15 protein-coding genes are annotated in these 24,057 nt (G+C 58.4%); 9 read left to right on the top strand and 6 right to left on the bottom strand.

The window, feature by feature from the left end; all coding sequences use genetic code 11:
- Positions 1 to 63 precede the first annotated feature (63 nt).
- Both IFT84_RS19495 and IFT84_RS19500 read right to left on the bottom strand, forming a co-directional pair.
- A complete protein-coding gene (locus IFT84_RS19495; RefSeq protein WP_192122294.1) occupies positions 64 to 8,544 on the bottom strand; it encodes a GH36-type glycosyl hydrolase domain-containing protein in 8,481 nt (2,826 codons plus the stop codon).
- Between the two features lie 242 nt (positions 8,545 to 8,786).
- A complete protein-coding gene (locus IFT84_RS19500; RefSeq protein ID WP_192122295.1) occupies positions 8,787 to 9,218 on the bottom strand; it encodes an Lrp/AsnC family transcriptional regulator in 432 nt (143 codons plus the stop codon).
- A 116-nt stretch (positions 9,219 to 9,334) separates the two neighbouring features.
- Here IFT84_RS19500 and IFT84_RS19505 point away from each other — a divergent pair, with 116 nt between their 5' ends.
- Positions 9,335 to 10,435 (top strand): saccharopine dehydrogenase family protein, encoded by a 1,101-nt coding sequence (locus tag IFT84_RS19505; RefSeq protein ID WP_192122296.1) that lies wholly within the window; start codon positions 9,335 to 9,337, stop codon positions 10,433 to 10,435.
- A gap of 53 nt (positions 10,436 to 10,488) precedes the next feature.
- Here the strand turns inward: IFT84_RS19505 and IFT84_RS19510 are convergent, their stop codons facing one another.
- Entirely contained in the window at positions 10,489 to 10,932 is a 444-nt protein-coding gene (locus tag IFT84_RS19510; RefSeq protein ID WP_192122297.1) for a PRC-barrel domain-containing protein, read from the bottom strand.
- Between the two features lie 193 nt (positions 10,933 to 11,125).
- Here IFT84_RS19510 and IFT84_RS19515 point away from each other — a divergent pair, with 193 nt between their 5' ends.
- The 3 genes from IFT84_RS19515 (at position 11,126) to ispG (ending at position 14,645) form a co-directional block, all read left to right on the top strand.
- Complete coding sequence (locus IFT84_RS19515) at positions 11,126 to 11,965, top strand: DeoR/GlpR family DNA-binding transcription regulator (RefSeq protein ID WP_244651304.1); 840 nt, start codon at positions 11,126 to 11,128, stop codon at positions 11,963 to 11,965.
- Positions 11,966 to 12,095: 130 nt separating this feature from the next.
- Positions 12,096 to 13,238 (top strand): MFS transporter, encoded by a 1,143-nt coding sequence (locus IFT84_RS19520; protein ID WP_192122398.1) that lies wholly within the window; start codon positions 12,096 to 12,098, stop codon positions 13,236 to 13,238.
- A gap of 147 nt (positions 13,239 to 13,385) precedes the next feature.
- Positions 13,386 to 14,645 carry a flavodoxin-dependent (E)-4-hydroxy-3-methylbut-2-enyl-diphosphate synthase gene (ispG, locus tag IFT84_RS19525; protein WP_192122298.1) on the top strand — a complete coding sequence of 420 codons (1,260 nt, stop codon included), beginning with the start codon at positions 13,386 to 13,388 and terminating at the stop codon, positions 14,643 to 14,645.
- A 101-nt stretch (positions 14,646 to 14,746) separates the two neighbouring features.
- Here the strand turns inward: ispG and IFT84_RS19530 are convergent, their stop codons facing one another.
- Both IFT84_RS19530 and IFT84_RS19535 read right to left on the bottom strand, forming a co-directional pair.
- Positions 14,747 to 15,391: a LysE family translocator gene (locus IFT84_RS19530; protein WP_342212896.1), complete on the bottom strand. Its 645-nt coding sequence runs from the start codon at positions 15,389 to 15,391 to the stop codon at positions 14,747 to 14,749.
- A gap of 64 nt (positions 15,392 to 15,455) precedes the next feature.
- Positions 15,456 to 16,382: a polyprenyl synthetase family protein gene (locus IFT84_RS19535; protein WP_446737627.1), complete on the bottom strand. Its 927-nt coding sequence runs from the start codon at positions 16,380 to 16,382 to the stop codon at positions 15,456 to 15,458.
- Positions 16,383 to 16,568: 186 nt separating this feature from the next.
- Between IFT84_RS19535 and IFT84_RS19540 the strand changes: the two genes are divergently transcribed.
- Positions 16,569 to 17,252 carry a transglycosylase domain-containing protein gene (locus IFT84_RS19540; RefSeq protein ID WP_446737629.1) on the top strand — a complete coding sequence of 228 codons (684 nt, stop codon included), beginning with the start codon at positions 16,569 to 16,571 and terminating at the stop codon, positions 17,250 to 17,252.
- On the opposite strand, the gene IFT84_RS19545 is transcribed toward IFT84_RS19540, so the two are convergent.
- On the bottom strand, positions 17,231 to 18,142 hold the full coding sequence (locus IFT84_RS19545; protein WP_192122301.1) for a LysR family transcriptional regulator: 912 nt from the start codon (positions 18,140 to 18,142) through the stop codon (positions 17,231 to 17,233). The genes IFT84_RS19540 and IFT84_RS19545 overlap by 22 nt on opposite strands.
- Before the next feature lie 116 nt (positions 18,143 to 18,258).
- Here IFT84_RS19545 and hglS point away from each other — a divergent pair, with 116 nt between their 5' ends.
- The 4 genes from hglS to IFT84_RS19565 are packed head-to-tail and all read left to right on the top strand — an operon-like array spanning position 18,259 to position 23,910.
- Positions 18,259 to 19,653 carry a 2-oxoadipate dioxygenase/decarboxylase HglS gene (hglS, locus tag IFT84_RS19550; RefSeq protein ID WP_192122302.1) on the top strand — a complete coding sequence of 465 codons (1,395 nt, stop codon included), beginning with the start codon at positions 18,259 to 18,261 and terminating at the stop codon, positions 19,651 to 19,653.
- A complete protein-coding gene (locus IFT84_RS19555; RefSeq protein ID WP_192122303.1) occupies positions 19,650 to 21,092 on the top strand; it encodes an FAD-binding oxidoreductase in 1,443 nt (480 codons plus the stop codon). Before hglS ends, IFT84_RS19555 begins: the two co-directional genes overlap by 4 nt.
- A 52-nt stretch (positions 21,093 to 21,144) precedes the next feature.
- Positions 21,145 to 22,674, top strand: a complete 1,530-nt coding sequence (amaB, locus tag IFT84_RS19560; protein WP_192122304.1) for an L-piperidine-6-carboxylate dehydrogenase — start codon at positions 21,145 to 21,147, stop codon at positions 22,672 to 22,674.
- A gap of 9 nt (positions 22,675 to 22,683) precedes the next feature.
- The gene (locus tag IFT84_RS19565) at positions 22,684 to 23,910 is read left to right on the top strand and encodes a pyridoxal phosphate-dependent aminotransferase (protein ID WP_192122305.1); all 1,227 of its coding nucleotides are present in this window, start codon (positions 22,684 to 22,686) and stop codon (positions 23,908 to 23,910) included.
- The last annotated feature ends 147 nt before the right edge of the window (positions 23,911 to 24,057 follow it).

Consider the following 24,057-nt stretch of genomic DNA (forward strand, 5'->3'; position numbering starts at 1 on the left):
TGTGACCAATGACAAGGGAGGCCGAAGCCTCCCTTTTTTATGTCTTGTTGGTGCCAAGGCTGACTAGATTGTCAGCCCGTCATCTGTACCAACGTCAACACCGTCGATTGTGACAGCGTAGCCACCCTCAGCGCGTGTGACGGCGATAGTGCGTGGCTTGCCGTCCAACACCAGCGTGGCAGTGAAACCCGGCCATTCTGTCGGAAGAACCGGCTTCACAAACAAGCGGTCGCCCTTCTTGTGAATACCGAGAATGCCTTCTATAGCAGCGCGGTACAGCCAGCCCGCCGAACCGGTGTACCACGTCCAGCCGCCGCGGCCGGTCAACTGGCCCTCGCCGTAAATATCAGCTGCAACGACATAGGGTTCGGTGCGGTACAGTTCGGCCTCGCCTGCGTTTTCCGCATGTTTGACCGGGTTCAGCATTTGGAAGCAGCGATAGGCATCGTCGGCCCGGCCCTGCGCCGCCAGAGCCAGCACCACCCATGTGGCTGCGTGGGTATACTGGCCACCATTTTCACGCACGCCTGGCGGGTACGACTTGATGTAACCGGGTTCCTGCTTGGTGTGCGACAGCGGCGGCGTGAACAGGCGGATAATACCGTGCTCCTCATCGACCAACTGCGCCAGTACGGCATCCATGGCGCGGTGAGACCGCTCCGGTGTTCCCTCGCCGGAAAGAACACTCCACGACTGGGCAATAGAGTCGATCCGGCATTCCTCGCTGGAGGCGGAGCCGAGCAGTTCACCATCGTCAAACGTTCCGCGACGATAATAGTCACCGTCCCATCCAGCCGATTCCAGTGCGTCCTTCAATGCTGGAAGATGCGCTTCCCACGCCTGTACACGGGCGGTATCGCCGCGTGCTTCGGCAATGGGCAGAAATGCGCGCAACGTGCCGGCAAGGAACCAGCCGAGCCAGACGCTGGTCCCCTTGCCCTTCTCGCCAACGCGGTTCATGCCATCATTCCAGTCGCCACCGAGTATTAACGGCATACCGTTTTCACCCGTGCGCTGAATGGCGAGGTCGAGGGCCTTTGCGCAATGCTCGTAGAGGCTCGCGGTCGTTTCCGAGATTTTGGGTGTGAAGAACGAATCGTGCTGACCTTCGGCAAGCGCGGCACCCTCAATGAACGGAATATCCGTATCCAGAATCGCCTGATCACCTGTCACGGACACGTAGTTCTGTACCGCATGGGCCAGCCAGACCACATCATCGGAGATGATCGTGCGCACCCCCGCACCGGTGCCCGGTAGCCACCAATGCAGCACATCTCCCTCGATAAATTGACGGGCTGACGCGTTGAGAATTTGCGCGCGTGCCAGTTCCGGCTGGTGGATGAGGAAGGCCAGAGTATCCTGCAACTGGTCGCGGAACCCGAATGCGCCGCTGGCTTGATAGAACGCCGAACGCGCCATGATGCGGCACCCCAGACTCTGATAGGGCAGCCAGGCGTTGACCATGTTGTTCAGCGCAACGTCCGGCGTATCCACCTGCAACGTTCCCGTAAAGCTCTTCCAGAAGGTGCGGTTGTCTTCCAGAACCTTGTTGACGTCATGCAGTCGCACATCGCCCAGCACCGCCCGGGCCTGCGCTTCATTTTCTGCATCTCCAAGAAGGAAGGTAACGCTCTGCGATTCACCGGCCTTCAGGGTGATGTCAACCGCGAGCGCTGCGCACGGGTCTCCATCGGCATCCGTTGTGCCGGACAGAAGCGATCCGCCCAATACGGACTGCGGCGCATAGATACCGCCGCCCCGGCCCAGAAACTCCCGACGGCTGGCTGTGAAGCCAGAGACCGGCTCGCTGGCCGAGAAGAAGGCGGCCCGCGTGGAGTTGTCAACGCTATAGGGGTTGGATGCCATCAGCGCATTCTGCGCCTGTTCATGCGTGGTCATCACAAAAGGCGCGGTTTTGGTGGGGTTGTTGCCGAGCACCCATTCCACATACCCATAAAGCCGCAGCTTGCGCCGCACTCCGCCTGTGTTCGTCAGTGTCATGCGGGCGTATTTGACCGGCTTCTGGCGGTCGACCGTCTGCAACACCTCGATATCAAGACCATTCTGCTGGCTGGAAAACACCGAATAGCCAAGGCCATGACGGGTTTCAAACACGACTGAGCGATCCCGCGACAGTGCGGCGTAGGGCGTATAGACCTCGCCATTACCGAGATCCTTGATGAACAGCGCTTCACCGGGACGGTTGATCACCGGATCATTGGTCCAGGGGGTGAGCTGATAATCACGCGAGTTCTTGCTCCACGTAAATGCCGCACCTTCGGAAGACACATGGAAGCCGAACACATCGTTGGAGATCACGTTGATCCACGGATGCGGGGTCGCTTCGCCACCACGCAGCCGTGTTACATACTCATCACCATCGGGTGAAAACCCGCCGAAGCCGTTCCAGAACGTCAAGCCATCGCCATTCACCGCTGCATCGGCAATCGGCTCAACCGGCAACATGGCAGACACCAGCAGTGGCACCGCAGGCTCTGCCTTCACACCGGGGGTTACGAACAGGGATGCTGCGCGCAGTATCTGGTCGGCAATCTTGCCATTGCGGGCGTGGAAGACCGCACGCGCCGAGGCCAGAAGCGCCTGCCACGTCGCTGCGTCCATCACATCGCGGCGAACCGCAAAGATGTGCTGACGCAGACCATCGCCGTGGCCACGCAGGTTTTCGCACATGGCATCCAGCGTGTGCTGCATGTCCTGCGCATAGGATGCCGCCCGCTCATTGATGATGACCAGATCGGCAATCACGCCGCGCGCCCGCAAATATTCCTGAGCCCGCAGCGCTTCCTTGGCGATGCCGAGATCGACATCGTCATTGATGCGCAGAGCAAAGATCGGGAAATCTCCGGAAATGGCCAGTGGCCAGAGCAGAGACTGAGGACCGAGACCGGCCTGCACGGTAGCAAGGTCGGCGCGCAACTGCATATCCGGGTAAGTGAGATAGCGACCAAGGGTCTGGAAGCTGGCAGCTTCCTGCGAGGTAATGCCCACATGGCGCATCTGCACCTGGCTTCGCGTCCATGCATGGCTGAGTTCGTGCGTGAAGCTGTCGGGGTGGCGATAGGCATCCACCGCCCGTTCCACTTCCTCCCGGCTTGGTGCAGCGATGGTCCAGAAGATCACCGCTACCTTCTTGCCGGCGGGAATGCGCACCACGCGCCGCAGCGCCATGATGGGGTCCAGCGTAAAGCCATCCGTACCAGACAGCTTGGCATTGCTGTCAAACGCTGCGGCTTCGGCCAAGGTGCGCCCGCGCCCGATAAAGCGGCGGCGGTCCGTCTCCACTTCGGTGTGGCGCGAGGTTCCAGCATTGTCGGCAATCATATGCGCAACCTGAATATCAGGCTCGCTTGGGCTGCGCTTGTTGCGGGCGACATAGATCACATCACCGGTTTTGCCAATTTCCGTTTTCAGGAACATTTTTGAAAACAGCGGGTGCGCACTGTCGGCATCGTCCGAGCCGACAACAGGCTCGGCGTAGGACGTGACTTCGATGAAGCGGTCTTCCGTGCCGAAATTGTGCAACGTGATCCGGCGACCTTCGGCGTCATGCTCGGTTGCGATGATGCATTCGACCTCGCTGGTGAGATCGCCAACGGATTTGACGAATTCCACCTTGTCGTCGCCGAACAGCGCTCTTGTGGTTTCCCCTTCCGCGCGGCGCGGCTCGGCAGTGGCAGACCACCACGCGCCGCTTTCCGTATCCCGCAGGAAGATGAACGTGCCCCAGCGATCTTCCGTCGGATCGGGCTTCCAGCGGGTAACCGACTGGCCGTTCCAGCGCGAATAGCCCGAACCGGATGCCGTCATCATGACGGAGTAATGGCCGTTGGACAGGAATGCGGTTTCGCGTTCCTTCGCCAGCGGTTCCACGATGGTCCGCACTTCCGGGCGCAGCAGATCGTCCTGACCCGTGCCAAGAGACTCCGGCTCCCGTTTTGCATTTATGATCGGAATGTCGCGCGGTGCCTTTTCCTGCAACAGCAGTTCAGCAGCCTCGATCACGGGATCGGCATGGAAGCGCTCACGCAAAATCCCGTCAAAAGCGACATTGGCGACGGCGGCAATCGACATGCCATGGTGGTGCGCATAGTAGTTGCGCACAACGGCATAGGTCTGCCCTTCCGGCACGCGGGTCGGCGTGAAGTCCACCGCATCGTGGTAGCCATAGGCACCCATGGCACCGAGTTTGCGCAGGCGCATAAGGTTTTCCAGCGATGCTTCCGGCTCATACTGGCTGGCGAGAATCGAGGCATAGGGTGCCACCACCGCATTTTGACCCAAACCGCGCTTCAGGCCGAGGGTAGGTACACCGAAGTTGGTATACTGATAGGTCAATTCGTGGTCGCGCGCATTGAAAGCGGCCTCTGAAATCCCCCAGGGGATATTCAGACGGCGGCCATGATTCATCTGCTCCTGCACGATCAAATTGTTGGTTTGGTTGAGAATACCGCCTTGACGCTCCTGCATGACCAGCGGGGGCATCAGATATTCGAACATCGAGCCCGACCAGGAAATCAGGGCACCCCGTGCACCGATCGGCACGATGGGGCGGCCAAGCTTGTACCAGTGCTCGGTGGGCAAATCGCCCTTGGCAATGGCAAACAAGCTGGTCAGACGTGCTTCCGAGGCCAGAAGATCGTAGCAGGATTCGTCCAGTTCGCCGGAATCGACACGGAAACCGATGGACAACAGGCGACGCTCGTGACGGAACAGGAAGCTGAAATCCATTGAGAACGCGATGTCGCGGGTGCGGTCCCGCAGCACGTTCAGCCGCTGGCGCATGGATTCGATAGCGCCGATATCATAAACGCTGTCGGCAATATGCGCCTCGCAGGTGTGCACCAGCGTGTTGGCCCAATAGGTCAACTCGCCGCTTTGGACACTGCGCACTTCATGGTCGAGGTTGACGGTCAGCTTGTGCAGATCCCGTGCCAGCACCGCCAGATTCAGCACGCGAATGGACGCGAACTCCGGCTCCCGCTGCACGGCTTGCAGGGCGTTGCCAAAGCCTGTGATACGCTCTTCAATCAGACGGCGCAAAGGACGCACGGTCTTGCGGTCATCGGGTAGATCGTGAAGGGCTTCGCCCACGATGGCCGCAACATCACCAATGCCGGTAAAGCTACCCTGAACATGCGCGGATGGCGCTTCTGCCCACTCACGGCACATGGAGGAAACGGCAACCAGATGGCCCGCAAGGTTTCCGCTGTCGACAGCAGAAACATATTTCGGCTCCATCGTCGCCAGCGTGTCGGTGGTGTACCAGTTGAACAAATGGCCGCGATATTTCGGCAGACGGTCGATGGTGGCGACGGTCTGTTCCAGACGGCGAATGGTCTCCTCGAAACTGATCCAGCCGAAATCACGGGCCGAGATGACCGACAGCAGGTAGACGCCCATATTGGTCGGCGACGTGCGCGCCGCAATGACCGGCTGCGGGGTTTCCTGATAATTATCCGGTGGCAGGAAGTTCTGTTCCGGCGTAACGAAGGTATCGAAGTAGCGCCATGTACGCCGCGCAATCATGCGCAGTTCATGCACAACGCTTTCCGACACCACGAGTTGGTCTTCCGTTTCGGCGGACTGGCTGACGAACCACGCGACGGCGGGGGAGAGGGCCCAGATCAAGGCAAATGGAATGCCAATAAACGGCAGGCCGGTTGATGAGACAGCCGCCAGCGCGAGCGACAGAACAGCTAGAGCCGGGGCAGCCCACATGGCCTTGTAGTAATCGGCAATGCTGGTGTGGGCAGAGCTTTGCGCCTGCGCTGCCGTGCGCCATTCCAGCATCAGCTTGCGGCTGACGAAGGTGCGGTACAGGGAGCGCACGATGGCGTCCGTCATCATGGCAGCGCCATGGGCGATGAAGATAATCCGCAACGCTACCTGTGCATTGGCTGCACGGATTTCCGACAGGACCGCATGGAAATGTGCACGTGCAACGATATCATTGCGGCGCGGCATCAGGCCGGATACGAGCGAAAGCGTGGGCGCCACGAACAGGCTGAAAATCAGTACCACCTGCCAGATCAGCGCCTGTGTGGGCTGCATGTAGTACCAGCCCATAACGGAGGCCGCCAGCCACGCCAGCGGAATGAGAGAGCGACGCAGATTGTCGTACATTTTCCAGCGGCCCAGCATGGACACGCCGTTGGTCAGATCCGCCATGTACGGCAGCAACTGCCAGTCGCCCCGCGCCCAGCGGTGCTGACGCGACATTTCCACCTCGTAGCGGATCGGGTAGTCTTCCACCAGTTCCACATCCGTCACCAGCGCGCAGTGCGCCATAGAACCTTCCAGCAAATCGTGGCTCAGAACCGAGTTTTCCTCGATCTTGCCTTTCAATACCGTTTCAAACGCGTCGACGTGGTAGAGACCTTTGCCGGTAAACGTCCCCTCGCCCGCGATATCTTGATAGACATCGGATACGCTGAACACGTAGGGGTCGATACCGCGGTTGACCGAAAAGATGCGCTGGAATGCCGAGGCCTCACTGCCGGTGGTGAGCGACGGTGTGACGCGCGGCTGCAAGATACCGTAACCGCCAACAATTTTCTGTGTCTTGAAATCGATAACCGGACGGTTGATCGGGTGGTACAGCTTGCCGACAAGCTTGGTCACCGCATCGCGCATCAGGCGGGTATCGGAGTCCAGCGTCATCACATACTGCACATTGTCCGGCACCGTATTGGCACCCTGAATATAGCTGGTGTCACGGTCGCCGCGCAGCAGCATGTTCAGTTCATGCAGCTTGCCGCGCTTGCGCTCCCAGCCCATCCACACGCCTTCGGCCTCATTGTAGAGGCGACGGCGGTGCAGCAGAAAGAAACGGTTCTTGCCGTCAAAGGCATAGCGCGCTGAAAGCGTTGCAATTTCCTGCTTCGCGTAATCCAGCACATCCTGATCGGCAGCGTTTTCCTCGTAAGCCGCGTCCGGCCAGTCGGACAGCAGCGCGAAATAAACTTCGCCCTTGGGGTTGGCGAGATAGTGCACTTCCAGATTGCGCACCAGCTCGTCCACATGGTCGCGCTTGGCAATCATACACGGTACAGCCACCAGCGTACGGGCCTCCGGCGGAATACCCTCTAAAAACTCGTAGCCAACGAGGCGCGTCGGTGGCACAAACATGGTGACCAGCGTGTTGAACAGGCCCATTGCCCCTTCCGAAGCAGGCAAGGCAAACAACACAAGGATGATGATCTTGGCACCATTGGGAATGTCCATGGGGCCAACGAACAAGTACACAGCCACCATGGCCAGAATGGTCAGGATGACGTTTGGCGCCGCAATCGCGACCCAGTCGAGGGAGCGGCCCATGCGCACGATACCGTGAAGAAGATTGGGTGTGTAACCAATCTTCTTTTCCAGCTCCATCCGGCGCTTGCCGACCAGGAACTCGCCGACATTGGCACCCTGAGTGCTGGCCCCCTGACCATTGGAAAGTGCATCGCGCGTCAGTTCAAGAGCTGTCTGCGTAACTTCATATTCACTTTTGCCGCAGCGGCGGGCCAGGCGTTCGATGGTGCTGCGATATTTGTTGCGCGAGCCGAAATCCAGATCGGTATAGTCGGAGCCTTCACGCAGCGCGGCGTCCACCTTGCTGACGCTTTCAAACCAGACCGCCCAGTCGGTATCGTCAATTTCGCGCAAGCTGCGGATCAGGTTGCCCATGGTTACGTTGCCTGAGGCCAGACGACCGTGCTCGGCCATCAGGGCTTCGTCGGCATCGCTGTTGCGGGCTTCCAGCTTTTCTTCCAGCCAGTTGATAACCATGGCAGACGCATGCGAACCGTCACGCAGACGGTAGAGCATTTGCGTCACGAACGTATTGTCAGAGGTGTATGGCAGAATTTCCGACAGGATGGTGCCGGATTTGTCCATGTCGTTCAGCCGCACGATTTCATCGGCAGCCTCATTGGCGCGGCGGCGCATCAGGCGCGAGCGCTCTACCCGGATGGAAATACGGCGCAGATTTTCAATCAGCACAAAGCGCACGATGGATGGCAGCGCCCACAACTCGCCGATTTTCAGCGTATCGCGGCTTTGGAACCCTTCCACCATCGCCGTGATGCTTTCACGTGAAACAGAACTGTGCGAGTGCGCCACATAGAGCCACGCCAGCGCCAGCACGCGGGGAATGGCCGCCCCGGCAACGATGACAGTGGGAAGCTGACGGTAGAACTTGCGCGGAAAATCACGCCGGACTTCCTGAATGGCCTCTTCCACCAGATAGTGATTGTCCAGCAGCCATTCGGCGGCCGGCGTAATGGTTGCTCCGGACGCAACGTCGCCGGCCGTGACCTGATAAACGCGGAAGATTTCCTGCTCGTTTTCCAGATGCCGCTTGTGAAACTCAATCGGGTAGAACCCGGGCAGGGTTTCCATACGCCCTTCTGCCAGTGCCGCACCGGCATCGCGAAGCTGATCCATGGAATAATAAGCAGACCGAATGGAATCGTTGAAATCAAACTGCTTGGGTTCCGCGTCACGGGAGGCGGCTGGCGATTTGTTTTGAAGGGACATGTGTATGAGTTTAATCCAAGTTGAATGGTTCGGCATGCAAGAACTCATATGCCGGTATGCTTATGGTCTGTCGAGTGCCCGTCAGGGCAGAATGGGCGTATTCCGCTTCTGGCATGAAAGTGGCATTTTTTTGCCTGCAAGCCAAGCAGTTGGCACAGGTCAGAGTCCGAAATTAGGCGAGCAGCCATAACGGCTTGAACGGGGATTGGTTCCGGTGTCGCGGCGTTCAGCAATCACCGACCTTATCGGTCAATCCGGGTTGATAGAATGATAGAGCTTTGCGTGCGCTCCACCCCGTCAATGTCTCCAATGCGATCAATGATAAGATCAAGCTCCTGAATAGAGCCTGCGGACACCACGGCGATCAAATCAAACCCGCCACTGACGGAGTGAAGCTGGCCAACGGCGCGAATGGCTTCCAGCTGCGGCGTCACCCGCGCCAGCGCTTTGGGAGCAAGCGTTATCATGACATGGGCCCGCACAATGCCCCGCTGGAATTCGTCGGATAGCCTGACCCCGTAGCCGGTAATAACGCCATCGCGCTCCAACCGCTCCAGCCGCGCCTGCACTGTCGTGCGTGACAGGTTTAGTTTCCGCGCCAGCATGGCGGTGGATAACCGGGCATTTTCACTCAACAGGGAAATCAATTCCCGGTCCTTCTCACTCATCGGCATTCTGCACACACGTTTCGGCGTTTCGTCAAAAGAGTGTGTCGTTTTAGATCATTTCACCGCTTCACATCAACCTGCAGGACAATCATCATTGAACCAACAAACCAGCGGGGATAAAAATGAAACATGTTGTCGTCATCGGCGCAGGCAAAATCGGCTCAACCATTACGCGGCTTCTTAGCCATTCCGGCGACTACCACGTAACGGTCGCTGACCGGAGTGACATTCACCTGTCGCACATCGAAAAACACGAGCGGGTTTCCACCGCCACCCTGGATATTGCCGATTCCGATGCGTTGCAGGCGCTTTTAACGGGCAAGTTCGCCGTGCTCAGCGCGGCACCGTTCCATCTGACAGTGCAGATCGCCAAAGCAGCTGCCGATGCGGGTATCCACTATCTCGATCTGACAGAGGATGTGGAATCCACCCGTGTAGTGAAGGCGTTGGCTGAACAGGCCAAGACGGCTTTCATTCCGCAATGTGGGCTTGCGCCCGGTTTCATTTCGATTGTCGCCCATGATCTCGCCAGCCAGTTCGACACGCTTGACAGCGTCCGCATGCGGGTCGGTGCCCTGCCGCAATACCCCTCCAATGCGTTGAATTACAATCTGACCTGGAGCACGGATGGTGTTATCAATGAATATATTGAGCCATGTGAAGCAATTGTAGACGGCCACCTCACGGAGGTTCCGGCACTGGAGGAGCGCGAAGAGTTTTCGCTCGACGGTGTGACCTACGAAGCCTTCAATACATCCGGTGGTCTTGGTACGCTGTGCGAAACCCTAAAGGGCAAAGTGCGCACGCTGAATTACCGCACCATCCGCTATCCCGGTCACGCAGCCATTATGAAAGCGCTCCTGAACGATTTGGGATTGCGCCATCGCCGTGACGTGCTGAAAGACATTCTGGAAAACGCTCTGCCGTCAACAACGCAGGATGTGGTCATTATCTTCGTTACCGTCAGCGGTCGGAAAGATGGGCGTTTGGTGCAGGAAACCTATGCCAACAAGGTTTACAGTGCCGTTGTTGCAGGACGCATGATGAGCGCCATTCAGATCACGACAGCCGCGTCCATCTGCGCCGTGCTGGATATGCTGGCCACAGGCGCTTTGAAGGCTCAAGGCTTCGTCCGTCAGGAGGATATCGCGCTGGATGCGTTTCTGGACAGCCGCTTCGGCAGTCATTACCGGCAGGAGAACCGGGTGCGCGCGGCGAGCTGACACAAAAAACCTCCGGTTTTCACCGGAGGTTTCTTTAAGGACGATCGACAATACTAGTCGCGCTTGATGACCATCGTGTTGACGTCGATGTCAGCTGCCGATTCCAGCTGTTCCTTGGTCAAAGTTGGCGCGGTGATGCGAACGTCGTTGTTTTCAACAACGATATTCAGAGCTTCCCAGCTGACCAGCACTTCTTTTTCACCCATTCCGAGGAAGCCACCGACTTCAACGAGAGCAGCAGCGATCTTGCCATCGGTACCGACGATGAAGTCTTCAATTTCGCCGACGACTTCGTTGTTGACACCGTAGATGTTCTTGCCATCCAGATCATCGAGAACGTAGTGCGCACGAGCGGCACCGGCCTGTGCAGGCGGTAGCACGACGATGGCCGAATTGGTCGCGCCGGGAGCTGTTGTGGTTGCCGTCGTCGCGGTCTGTGCCATTGCAGTTCCGCCGATAAGGGTAGCCAAGCCGGCTGCGATAATAAAGGTTTTCATACGTGCCTCATAATGTTGTTTTCGGTCCGAACCACTGGTCGTTGCCAGCGGCTTCGTATCGGTAATGCACAGGATGCGCAGTTGTTCCCAATATTTCTAATTTTGCCCGGAGACATAAGCGCCAGCCTTGTCGTGGCTTGACAACGATGCTATGCACGTTTTTACACGATTGTGCACGATTGCGGCGTTGATGATGAAACCTTTGATACAAGAGAGACTGTCTGTCATCTCGGCACGGTTAGCCGAGCACGGGCGCGTGCTCTCCAGCGAACTCGCCGCAGAGTTCCACGTTTCTGAAGACACCATACGTCGTGATCTGCGCGAGCTGGCCGCTGCCGGGTTGTGCAAACGGGTCTATGGCGGGGCGTTGCCGACCGCAACGCCCAAGGTTCATTTCAACACCCGTTTGACGGACAATCGGGATGTCAAGGCAGCGCTTGCCAGAGCCGCTATCGCTACTCTCAGACCAAACATGACGGTGTTTCTGGATTCTGGCACAACCAACCTTGCCATTGCCTTCGCCTTGCCGAAAGATCTGCCGCTGACTGTTGTAACCAACGCACCGACAATCGCTGCTGCCATTATTCAAACTGCTCAGGTCAATACAACGGAGCTCATCACCATCGGCGGAAACATTCCGATTGCAATTGGCGGTGCAGTGGGGAGTCGCGCCCTGCGGGATATCGAGGCAATCACGTTCGATATTGCCTGTCTCGGTGCCTGTGGCATTGCGCCCGATACAGGGATCACAGCAGATTATCTTGAGGATGCACACTTTAAACAGGCGGTAGCTGCGCGCAGCCGTGCTGTCTTGGTAGCGGCAACAAATGACAAGCTTGGCACCGCTGCCGCTCACGCAGTTGTTCCTTTAGACCAGTGCGATTTTCTTTGCGTCGAGCATGATGCACAGGCACTCGGTCTGTACGAGCGACCGGACTTGACGATACTGCGTGCACCTGACGGTCTTGAGAGATCAGGACAAACAAAATTTGACGAGAGCATAACGCGACCGGAGCGAAGCGAGGATCGATGATATTATGCTTTTACAATATAGAGCCAGAGCGCCGATCTGATTCAGTCCGATCGAATAGCGTTCTCATTCTCTGGAGATTTCCGTGGATCAGACGTTGAAGACGACCTCCCCTGCCCGCCGCACCATGCCCATGCCGCCCCCACGGCTGGCCGTGTCCCTGCTGTTTTTAATGAACGGATTTATTGTCGGCAGTTGGGCACCCAAAATCCCCGAACTGAAGGAGCGGTTGGCGATATCCGAGTTCACCCTTGGCTTGTTGATACTGGTTTTCGGCGTCGGGTCTTTGATTCTAATGCCGGTCACCGGTGCGTTTATTTCGCGCTACGGCTCCCGTTCGCTTGTCCGCATAACCTCCGTCATTGCATGTCCCATGCTGTTGATGATGACGCTGGTGCCGAACCTGGGTCTTGCCTGCATTGCCATGTTTTTCTTCGGCGGGTTTGTTGGCGCGATGGATGTCGCCATGAACAGCAACTCGGTTGCTGTCGAAAAGTCGATGCGCCGTGCCATCATGTCCTCATGCCACGGCTTCTGGAGCCTGGGTGGTGTACTGGGTGCCGCGACCGGCGGCGTCTTGCTGGCTCATTTTGGGGCGTTGGTGCATGCCGTCTTCGTTACAATCGCCTGCGCAGCCATGGTTGCCTTGGCGTGGAACAAGCTGTTTGCCGATGCGCCGCACAGCGACGTCACGCATGAAAAGCTACGCCTGCCTCTCAATCCGCTACCCTGGATCATTGGCATGATGGCCCTTTTCTCGATGATACCGGAAGGTCTGGTGCTGGATTGGGGCGCGCTTTATCTTCGCAACGAACTCGGTGCATCGGTCGCAGTATCAAGCTTCGCGTTTGCGGCGTTTTCAGCCACAATGGCCATCATGCGATTTGCGGGAGATCTGGTGCGGGACCGGTTTGGCGCAGTGCGCACGTTGCGCGTCAGCGCCGTGTTCGCGCTGATCGGCCTGACGCTCGCAGGCCTTGCGCCAAACGCCGGGTTTGCTGTTGCCGGTTTTGCGTTGGCAGGTCTCGGGATCGCCAATATCGTGCCGATCATCTTTTCAGCTGGCGGCAATATTCCGGGTCTCGCCCCCGGCATTGGCGTGTCGGTTGCAACCTTCATGGGGTATTCCGGCTTGCTCTTTGCGCCTTCGACCATCGGCTTCGTGGCGGAACATACGGGTTTGGCCGTTGTGTTCTCCGCTGTCCCCGTCCTTCTTCTGATCGTGCTCGTGCTGTCTCACCACGCGCGCCACGCAGACTTTTCGCCGCAGGAATAACCTTCCTCAAGGGATGACTGTCGTTAAACCAACGCAATTATGCATCATGGTCGCAGGCAGGTGGTGTTGACAACACACACAACATCCTCCACCTGAAGAAGGAAAAACGCTGGTATTTGTGCCACAGACGACGCGTTCAATGAGGCTTTGATGTCATTTTTCGATTTTGACCCGAAACCCCGCAGGTCCTCTGTCGGCGTAGATGTCGGCGGCATAATGGTCGGTGGCGGTGCGCCCGTTGTCGTCCAGTCCATGACCAACACCGACACGGCCGATATCGACGCCACTGTTGCGCAGGTCGCAGCACTGCATAAAGCCGGCTCTGAAATCGTTCGCATCACCGTGGATCGGGACGAAAGTGCGCGCGCCGTACCCTATGTGCGCGACCGGCTCTTGCGCCTTGGCATGGACGTGCCGCTGGTGGGCGACTTCCACTATATTGGCCATAAGCTTCTGGCAGATCATCCCGCCTGCGCGCAAGCGCTGGCGAAATATCGTATCAATCCGGGCAATGTCGGCTTTAAAGACAAGAAGGACAAGCAGTTCGGCGATATCATTGAAAAGGCGATTGAACACAACAAGCCTGTCCGTATCGGCGTCAACTGGGGGTCTCTCGATCAGGAACTGTTGACCGGCCTGATGGACGACAATCAGGCCAAAGGCTTTCCCCTGACAGCGCAACAGGTCATGCGCGAGGCAATTGTGCAATCCGCTCTGCATTCCGGCGCATTGGCGGAAGACATCGGTCTTGGACGGGACCGCATCATCCTGTCCGCCAAGGTCAGCAATGTGCAGGACCTGATTGCCGTTTACGCCATTCTGGCTTCGCGCTGCGATTATGCGCTGCATCTCGGCCTGACCGAAGCGGGCATGGGCAGCAAGGGCATTGTGGCGTCTGCGGCATCGCTCAGCATTTTGTTGCAGCAGGGCATTGGCGATACGATCCGTATTTCACTGACCCCCGATCCCGGTGGCGCGCGCACGACCGAAGTGCAGGTGGCGCAGGAATTGTTGCAGGTCATGGGCTTTCGCCAGTTCATCCCCGTCGTCGCGGCGTGTCCCGGCTGCGGGCGCACCACGTCCACCGTGTTTCAGGAGCTGGCGCAGAAAATTCAGAGCGACATTCGCAAGAACATGCCCGTCTGGCGGCAGAAATATCCCGGCGTCGAGCAGTTGAAGGTGGCCGTCATGGGCTGCATCGTCAACGGTCCCGGCGAGAGCAAACATGCCGATATCGGCATTTCGCTTCCCGGCACCGGTGAAACCCCATCTGCCCCGGTTTTCATTGATGGTTTGAAAGCCATGACACTGCGCGGCCCCAACATTGCCGGTGATTTTGAAGCGCTGGTGGCAGATTACATCGAAAAGCGGTTTGGGCTGACCGCGGGTCAGGCAGCCGCCGAGTAGTTTGAGTATTCCCCGCAAAAGTGCGTAGCGGTTTTACGTCCGGAAATGCGTAAAACAAACAGGTGGAGCGTTTTTGCGTTTCGAAGCAAGGCGGAAATGCTCTACAGCCGGGCAGTCAGCAGTCTCAAGCCCGCGATACCGTAAAAACCGGCCATTGTCCCCTCGATCCAGCGGCGCAGCGATCTGTAGATCGCCGCTGCCCTGTGGGTGGAAAACAACAGGGCGTATCCCATAAACGCGGTAAAGCCGAGCGCCATGCAACCGCCAACGATGACGAAGGTGATGCTGGCGGGGGCGCCCTGTGGCACCCCAAGCGCAATCAGGGACAGCCAGCCAAAAATCGCCTTCGGATTGGTGAGATGGATCGCATAGCCGCGCAGAAAATATGTTTTCATTGGCATATCGCTGGTAGAAACCGCACCAACCGTCATTGGTGCATCAACAGTTCGTGCAGCCCGAAATGCCTTATAGGCCAGATACAACAGATAAAGCCCACCGAATATCTTGAGAATTTCAAGAGCCGAACCGTAGGTTTTCAAAATGGCGGCAAGACCAAAGGCTGCCGACAAGCCCCAGGTGAATGAGCCTGCGAAAATGCCAAGAGCCGTTGCGATACCCGCCTTGCGTCCTCTCGCCATCGATGCGCTCATAATGGCAAAGGTCGCAGGACCGGGGCTGAGGATCAGCAGGATATAGGCTGCGTAAACCGCCAGAATGCTATGATAAAAACTGCTGATATCGCTCACGGACTCAATCCTTTTAACGTCCCGTACATTGAATGCCGGAACCATCGCCGTCAACGTCATGGATTCAGTTTCTACGCTCCGCCACAAAGTACGCGGTCTGTTTGAGCATATCGGCCTTTCCCGCAAACGGTTCGAGCAACGCACACGCGTCGTTCACCAGCGTTTCAAGGGTCTGCCGTGCCCACGCTTCGCCGTGCAGGGACACCAGCGTTCCCTTGCCGCGTGCGGCATCCTTGCCGGTGGCCTTGCCCATGGTGGCGCTATCGGCAGTCACATCCAGAAGATCATCGGCAAGCTGAAACGCAAGACCGATGGTTTCACCATAGCGGCGCAGCGTGTGGCGATGCTGCGGCGCGTCGGCAATCATGGCGCCGGCTTCACACGCAAAGCGGATCAACGCTCCGGTCTTCATGGATTGCAGCGTACGAATACCCGCCTCGTCCGGTGCCGTGACTTCGGCGGCCAGATCGAGCGCCTGTCCACCTGCCATGCCACCAAGCCCTGCGGCGCGCGACAATGCCAGCACCAGCGCAACCTTCTGCGCGTCCGGTAGCGCCGTTTGGGGCGCAGCCACGGTGTCGAAGGCGAGCGTCAACAGACTATCACCGGCCAGGATTGCCGTAGCATCATCATAGGCAATATGAACGGTCGGCTGACCGCGTCTGAGATCATCATTGTCCATGGCGGGCAGATCGTCGTGCACAAGGGAATAGCAGTGGATGCACTCAAGCGCCGCGGCAACACGAAGGGCCGCTGTCGGATTGCCGCCCAGCAAAGCGGCGGTTTCCATCACCAGAAAGGGGCGCAGGCGCTTTCCCCCGTTCAGCACACCATGGCGCATAGCGCTCAAAAGGCGTTCGGGGCGCGCAATCTCATCGGCAAAAGGAGTTGAGGACAGAAGCCGCTCCAGTTCCCCTTCCACAGTTGCCGCGTGGGATTTCAAACGTGATAGAAACTGTGTGCTCAACTCGGTCATAGGGCTGTGTGGCATGACAGGCCGTTCAGTTGCAATCTGGAATATAACCGCACGGTGCGATTTTTTGCCCGCCCTTGCTGGCAAAGCATTGTGTGGACCGCTATGAAGCCACAGACACGCTTTGGAACCACAGGTTTGCAGTTGGACGTTGCACCGGAGACACGCGAGGAAACGACGATGCCTGTCCACGGCCTTTTCACAATGCGCCGGGGCCGAATATCGTATGTGCGGACCGGACTGAAGGCTCTGCTCGTGCTGGTGTTTCTCCCTTATGTGCTGATTTTCTTCTACGCTATTGACGGGGTAAGACCGGTTTCCACGCTGATGATACGCGACTTCGTGCTGTTGCGGGGCTATGACAGGCAGTGGGTGCCGTTTGAAGATATCGCGCCTGTGCTGGTTCAATCGGTCATGATGTCGGAAGACGGGCAATTCTGCGCGCATGACGGGGTGGATTGGGTGCAGATGAACGACGTGATCGGCAGCGCGCTGGATGGCAGCCCTTCACGCGGTGCCAGCACCATTCCCATGCAGACGGTCAAGAACCTGTTTTTGTGGAATGGCCGCTCGTTCGTGCGTAAAGCCCTGGAATTGCCTCTGGCAATCGTCGCCGATTTTGTCTGGACCAAGCGGCGGACTATGGAAATCTATCTGAACATAGCCGAATGGGGCCCAGGCATTTACGGCATCGAAGCCGCCGCACAGCATCATTTCGGTGTATCCGCCGCCAAACTCAGCCGCCGTCAGGCAGCCCTGCTAGCGGTGTCACTGCCAAATCCGATCGCGCGCAAACCTGCCAAACCCGGTCGCGGACTTTCAGGTCTGTCCCGGATCGTGGAGCGCAGGGCACAGGGGTCCGGTCCCTATATCAAGTGCGTATTCTGACTAACTTGCTTAGTGATCCAGGCGCGAAATGCCTGACTGACGGTATTTTCCAGTTTTCCTTCCGGCACCACCAGATAGTAGCTGTTTTCCGTCTGCATGGGCCTGTCGAACAGCACGTGTAAACGACCTGCTTCCAGCTCCTGCTCGATCAGATAACGCGGCAACAGCGCGTAGCCGAGACCGGCGACCGCCGCCTCGATCACCATGGAGAATTGATCGAACCGATGGCCGCTATAGGCGGTGCTGAGGTCCGTCCCATTCATCTCGAACCATTGCGCCCACATTTTGGGACGGGTGGCCAGGTGCAGCAGGGGTTGCCCCTCCAGATCCTGCGGGGTTGCCATGCTGTTGTCCGCCACCATTGACGGAGAGGCAACAGGCACGATGATTTCGCTGCACAGATAGGTGCAGGTGGCGTGCGCCCAGATCGGCTGGCCGTAGTGAATAGCGAGATCGAAATTCTCCTCCTCGAAATCAAAGGGGTTGGAGCGGGAGGCGACATTCAGCACCGTTCCCGGATGATCGCGCAGAAAGGCTGGCAGGCGTGGGGTGAGCCAGCGGCTGCCAAACGTGGGCAGGGTGGCGATGGACAGCGTGGATTCCGACCGCGCTGACGCCATAGCCCGCACCATGGTTTCTTCCGTCAGATTGAGGAGACGCCGCACCTCGGGCAGAAACTTCTGCCCCATGGCCGACAGAATGACGCGCTGGCGCACGCGCTCGAACAGCAACACGCCAAGCTGGCTTTCCAGATCCTTGATTTGGCGGCTGACGGCGCTTTGGGTCAGGTTGAGTTCTGTCGCGGCCTGTGTGAAACTGCCGTGGCGCGCCGCACACTCGAACGCTTGCAGCGTGGTAACGTCCGGCACCAGTCTGCGGCTTAACTTCATTCCATCCTCGCATGACTATAGTCGAAAACAGCGCTGCCAAGACGGGTTAAACCGGCATATGATCTAAAACACGAATGATCTGCGCTCCAACCATCCATACTGCGAGGGCCACGACAGTGAAAGCAAATAATTTTGTACCGGCTGACGAGATTCGTGCAGCTTTCTCGCGCGCCATGTCCGCCATGTACCGAGACGAGGTTCCGGCTTACGGCACGCTGATGGAACTCGTTTCCAAGGTGAACGCTGCAACGCTGGAGGCCGATGACAAGTTGCGCACCTCGCTGACGGAAACCGATTCGCTGGAGCGCATATCCGAAGAGCGTCACGGCGCCATTCGCCTTGGCACACCACAGGAACTGTCCACGATTTGCCGCCTGTTTGCCGTCATGGGCATGTGGCCGGTGGGCTATTACGATCTGTCCGAAGCCGGCGTGCCCGTGCACTCCACAGCCTTCCGCCCCGTGGGAGATGCCAGCCTGAAGCGCAACCCGTTCCGCGTTTTCACCTCGCTGCTGCGGCTGGATCTGATTGCCGATGAAACGCTGCGCGCAGAGGCCAAGGTCATTCTCGATGCACGGCAGATTTTCACGCCCGGCGCGCTGGCCCTGATTGAGAAAGCGGAAGCCGAAGGCGGCTTGAATGCAGCCGATGCGGAAACCTTCGTAGCGGAAGCGCTCGAAACCTTCCGCTGGCATGACCGTGCCAATGTTGACAGTCCGATGTACAAACGGCTGCACGATGCGCACCGGCTGATTGCCGACGTGGTTTCGTTCAAGGGTCCGCACATCAACCATTTGACACCGCGCACGCTGGATATCGATGCGGTACAGACGCAGATGCCGGATTACGGCATTGCCCCGAAAGCCGTGGTTGAAGGACCGCCAACACGGCAATGCCCTATCCTGCTGCGTCAGACATCATTCAAGGCTTTGGAAGAACCGGTTTCGTTCCGCGATAGCGATGGCAACTGGAAGCTTGGGTCCCACACGGCGCGGTTCGGCGAAATCGAACAACGCGGCATCGCACTAACGCCAAAGGGTCGCGCCTTGTATGATGAGCTTTTGACGGCGTCCCGCGCCATTGTCCGCCCGGCGGCGGATGGTTCCAATGCGGCAGAATACGCGGCGGCACTGAAACAGGCTTTCACCCCTTTTCCCGATAGCTGGGACAAAATCCGCCTCCAGAAGCTTGGCTATTTCAGCTACCGGCTGACGGGGGCCGCCGAAGGTGTGGTCTTGGACGGCGACCTTGAAACTCTGATTGCCGATGGGCTCGTGACGTTTGACCCGATTGTCTATGAAGACTTTCTTCCGGTGAGTGCAGCGGGTATATTCCAGTCCAATCTGGGGGATGATCAGGCACAGGACTTTACCGCAAGCCCCAACCAGCAACGATTCGAGGATGATCTGGGGGCTCGGGTGCTGAACGAATTTGACCATTATGCGCAGATCGAGCAGGACTCGATTGATGCAAGTCTGTCGGCATCTTTGGCGCGAAGCGCGGCGGAATGAGTCTGGACGCGCATATCGCCGCGTTGACTGCGCTGCTTGGCGACAAGGCCGTGGTGACGTCTGCAAACGACCGTGCCGCTTATGAGGCCGGGGCCCGCTATGATACGGGCAAGGCGGCTCTGGTGCTGCGCCCTGCAAGCACCACTGAGGTATCGGCAGCGCTTGCCTATTGCGTGGCGCATGAGCTGGCCGTGGTGCCGCAGGCGGGCAATACGGGTCTTGTTTCCGGCTCCACGCCGGATGAGAGCGGCGCGCAGGTTGTCCTCAGTCTTGACCGGATGACCAGCCGGTTTGACCTCGATCTCGACAACAGATCTCTGCATGTCGATGCCGGGTTCCGGCTTTCAGAGATCAACCGGCGGCTGGAGCCGCATGGCCTGTTTTTCCCGATCGACCTTGGTGCCGACCCGCGTATCGGCGGAATGCTGGCCACCAATACGGGCGGCTCCCGCTTTCTGAAATACGGCGATGTGCGGCGCAATACACTCGGGCTGACGGTGGTGCTGGCGGATGATACCGGCACCGTGCTGGACCTTACATCCAGCCTGCGCAAGAACAATACCGGCGTGGACTGGAAGCAGATCTTTATCGGCACGTCCGGTGCCTTCGGTGTGGTGACCGATGCCGTGCTGACGCTGGAACGGCTGCCAAAACAGACGGCAACAGCGTTTCTGGTACCGGCCAGCAGCTCAAGCGTCCTGCCGTTGCTGACAGCGATGGAAGACCGGCTCGGGGCCTATCTCTCAGCGTTTGAAGGCATGTCGAAAGATGCGGTTGCGGCAGCCCTTGCCCATGTGCCCAGCCTTCGCAATCCCTTTCAGGGCGGCTTAATACCAGACTATGTGATTCTGGCGGAAATCAGCCGCACCTGGGCACCGCGTGCGGGCGAGCAGTCGCTGGACGATGTGCTGGAAAGTGTGCTGGCTGACATATGGGAAGCCTCCGATGCGCCGCTCAGCGATGCGTTCATCGGCCCACCCCACGACATGTGGGCTTTGCGCCATGCCCTCTCGGAGGGGGTCAAGCACCTTGGACGATTGATTGCGTTTGATCTGTCATTCCGCCGCGGCGATATCATGGCGTTCTGCGCGCGTATGAAGGCGGATCTGCCCAACCATTTTTCAGGCGTCACTGTCTGCGATTTCGGCCATATCGGCGACGGTGGCGTGCATTTCAATCTGGTGGTTCCCAAAGACAGCGAACACTGGAACGACCCCACCTTCGAGCAACGCTTGCGCACGTTCGTGTTTGCCGTCGCGGTCGAGGAGTTCAATGGAAGTTTCAGCGCCGAACATGCCATCGGCCGCAAGAACCAGCCTTTTTACAATCAATACACCCCTCAAGAGATCAAGACCCTCGCCGCAGGGCTCAAATCAATGACATCGCCGGGGCATCTCGGCACCGTGTCTTTCGGCGAACGCATAATCCGACCGGCGTGAAGCGAGGATCGACCAAGATTATGCTTCCCCATAAACGAGATAGGAAAGAATTATGGATGCTTCTACCAAGGTGAATGTCGTAAACGAAACCGCCGCAATTCTGGCAAAGCTGGGCGTGGATTCGGCTCTGTATACGGGCGGCACGATGGCGTCGTTCAGCCCTGTCAGCGGAGAGCAGATCGCGAGCCTGAAAAGCCATTCGGCTGATGAAGCCGCCGCCATGATCGAAAAGGCCGATGCGGCCTTCCGCGCCTGGCGTCTGGTGCCTGCCCCGCGCCGTGGCGAACTGGTCCGGTTGCTGGGCGAGGAACTGCGCGCCGCAAAGGCCGATCTCGGACGCCTTGTCTCTATCGAAGCAGGCAAGATTCCCTCCGAAGGCCTCGGCGAAGTGCAGGAAATGATCGACATCTGCGATTTCGCCGTCGGCCTGTCCCGCCAGCTTTACGGTTTGACGATTGCCACAGAGCGTCCCGGCCACCGCATGATGGAAACCTGGCATCCCCTGGGCGTTGTCGGCATTATCTCGGCGTTCAACTTCCCTGTTGCCGTCTGGGCGTGGAACGCAGCGCTGGCGCTGGTGTGTGGCAATGCCGTCATCTGGAAACCATCGGAAAAAACACCGCTCACCGCACTGGCATCGCAGGCCGTTCTGGAGCGTGCGCTGGCCCGCTTTGGCGAGGCGCCCGAGGGCCTGTCTCAGGTGCTGATCGGCGACCGCGCTGTTGGGGAAGTGCTGGTCGATCACCCCAAGGTGCCGCTGGTTTCCGCCACCGGTTCCACCCGGATGGGCCGTGATGTCGGTCCCCGTCTGGCCAAGCGTTTTGCCCGCGCGATTCTAGAACTGGGCGGCAACAATGGCGGTATCGTCTGCCCCTCTGCCGATCTGGATATGGCGCTGCGCGCCATCGCCTTCGGTGCCATGGGCACGGCTGGCCAGCGTTGCACGACGCTCCGCCGTCTGTTCGTGCATGAGAGCGTGTATGACACGCTCGTTCCGCGTTTGAAAAAGGCCTATGAAAGCGTATCGGTCGGCAACCCGCTGGAAAGCACGGCACTGGTCGGGCCGCTTGTGGATCAAGCCGCCTATGAAGGTATGCAGAAGGCCATTGATGCTGCGAAGGCCGCAGGCGGTTCCGTCACAGGCGGGGACAGGGTTGATCTCGGATCGGACAAGGCTTTCTATGTTCAGCCGGCGCTGGTGGAAATGCCCGCACAGGTATCCCCGGTGACGGAAGAAACCTTTGCGCCCATTCTCTACGTGATGAAGTATACGGACTTTGATGCAGCCGTGGCTGACCACAATGCGGTTGGCGCGGGCCTGTCTTCCTCCATCTTTACGCTGGACATGCAGGAGGCCGAACGGTTCCTCTCCGCCGATGGCTCCGATTGCGGCATTGCCAATGTCAATATCGGCACGTCAGGCGCGGAAATCGGCGGTGCCTTTGGCGGCGAAAAAGAAACCGGCGGTGGCCGCGAATCGGGTTCGGATGCGTGGCGCGCCTATATGCGTCGGGCGACCAACACCATCAACTATTCGAAATCCCTGCCGCTGGCGCAGGGCGTTTCCTTCGATATTGAATAGGAAAAACGAATGGCTGTCACCGCAAACGAGGCGGGGTTTCGGCCCGCCTCTCGCATTGCCACACTCGGTGTATCGGAAATCCTGCAGATTGGCGCACGCGCCAGCGCCATGAAGCGGGCTGGTGCGCCCGTTATCATTCTGGGTGCCGGTGAGCCGGACTTCGATACGCCGGATTTCATCAAGGATTCAGCGGCTGACGCCATGCGCAGGGGGCAGACCAAATATACCGCTCTCGATGGCACACCGGAGCTAAAGGCGGCAATTGCCGACAAGTTTGCGCGTGAAAACGGGCTTGCTCTCAGCGTAGACCAGATCACGGTGGCGACAGGTGCCAAGCAGATCCTGTTCAATGCCATGATGGCGACCTTGGATGCGGGCGACGAGGTTATCATCCCCACGCCCTACTGGACCTCCTACTCCGACATTGTCAGGATCTGTGAGGGGGAACCGGTGCTGATCGAATGTCATGCTGACGCCGGATTTCGCCTGCAGGCCGCGCAACTGGAAGCAGCCATTACACCCAAAACACGCTGGGTGATGCTGAATTCGCCCTCCAACCCATCCGGTGCCGCTTATAGTGCTGTACACTACCGCCCTTTGCTGGATGTGCTGCTGCGCCATCCGCATGTGTGGCTGATGGTCGACGATATGTACGAGCACATCGTCTATGACGATTTTGATTTCGTCACGCCCGCTGCCCTGGAGCCGAAACTTGCGGACCGTACTCTGACGGTGAACGGCGTGTCCAAGGCCTACGCCATGACCGGCTGGCGCATTGGCTATGCCGGTGGGCCTGCAGCGCTAATCAAAGCGATGGCGGTGGTGCAAAGCCAGGCGACCTCGTGCCCTTCCTCCATTAGTCAGGCTGCCGCACTGGCGGCGCTGACGGGCCCGCAGGACTTTCTGGCCGAACGTACGCAGAGCTTCAAGGAAAGACGCGATCTGGTCGTGTCCGCACTCAATGCCATCGACGGAATCACCTGCCGGGTGCCGGAAGGTGCATTCTACACCTTTGCCCATTGCGGCGGCTTGCTTGGCCGCACAACGCCGAACGGCGTGGTGATTGAGAGTGACCGGGCATTTTGCGCCTATCTTCTGGACGAGGCACATGTAGCCGTTGTACCCGGCTCTGCATTCGGACTATCGCCGTTCTTCCGCATATCCTATGCCACATCGAAAGAGGAACTGGGCGAAGCGCTTCGCCGTATTACGCAAGCTTGCGCGAAACTTACGTAATATGGGCTGGCTGCCAGGACGTCAAAAAATACGTCCGGGGACTGGTCAAGTGGGCATAACGCATGTATAAGCGCGCCAAAATTACAAAATTGAACCCTGTTTCTTGCGGCCTGATGATTGGCTGTCCGGCAGGGCCTGACCGATCAA

Origin of the sequence: Rhizobium sp. CFBP 8762, assembly GCF_014841565.1 — a bacterium.
Lineage (GTDB): Bacteria > Pseudomonadota > Alphaproteobacteria > Rhizobiales > Rhizobiaceae > CFBP-8762.

What these genes read in the sequence shown, in the direction of transcription:
- IFT84_RS19495 (WP_192122294.1), bottom strand. Translation starts at nt 8,544, where the DNA reads ATGTCCCTTCAAAACAAATCGCCAGCCGCCTCCCGTGACGCGGAACCC.
- IFT84_RS19500 (WP_192122295.1), bottom strand. Translation starts at nt 9,218, where the DNA reads ATGCCGATGAGTGAGAAGGACCGGGAATTGATTTCCCTGTTGAGTGAA.
- IFT84_RS19505 (WP_192122296.1), top strand. Translation starts at nt 9,335, where the DNA reads ATGAAACATGTTGTCGTCATCGGCGCAGGCAAAATCGGCTCAACCATT.
- IFT84_RS19510 (WP_192122297.1), bottom strand. Translation starts at nt 10,932, where the DNA reads ATGAAAACCTTTATTATCGCAGCCGGCTTGGCTACCCTTATCGGCGGA.
- IFT84_RS19515 (WP_244651304.1), top strand. Translation starts at nt 11,126, where the DNA reads ATGAAACCTTTGATACAAGAGAGACTGTCTGTCATCTCGGCACGGTTA.
- IFT84_RS19520 (WP_192122398.1), top strand. Translation starts at nt 12,096, where the DNA reads ATGCCGCCCCCACGGCTGGCCGTGTCCCTGCTGTTTTTAATGAACGGA.
- IFT84_RS19535 (WP_446737627.1), bottom strand. Translation starts at nt 16,382, where the DNA reads ATGCCACACAGCCCTATGACCGAGTTGAGCACACAGTTTCTATCACGT.
- IFT84_RS19540 (WP_446737629.1), top strand. Translation starts at nt 16,569, where the DNA reads ATGCGCCGGGGCCGAATATCGTATGTGCGGACCGGACTGAAGGCTCTG.
- IFT84_RS19545 (WP_192122301.1), bottom strand. Translation starts at nt 18,142, where the DNA reads ATGAAGTTAAGCCGCAGACTGGTGCCGGACGTTACCACGCTGCAAGCG.
- IFT84_RS19555 (WP_192122303.1), top strand. Translation starts at nt 19,650, where the DNA reads ATGAGTCTGGACGCGCATATCGCCGCGTTGACTGCGCTGCTTGGCGAC.
- amaB (WP_192122304.1), top strand. Translation starts at nt 21,145, where the DNA reads ATGGATGCTTCTACCAAGGTGAATGTCGTAAACGAAACCGCCGCAATT.
- IFT84_RS19565 (WP_192122305.1), top strand. Translation starts at nt 22,684, where the DNA reads ATGGCTGTCACCGCAAACGAGGCGGGGTTTCGGCCCGCCTCTCGCATT.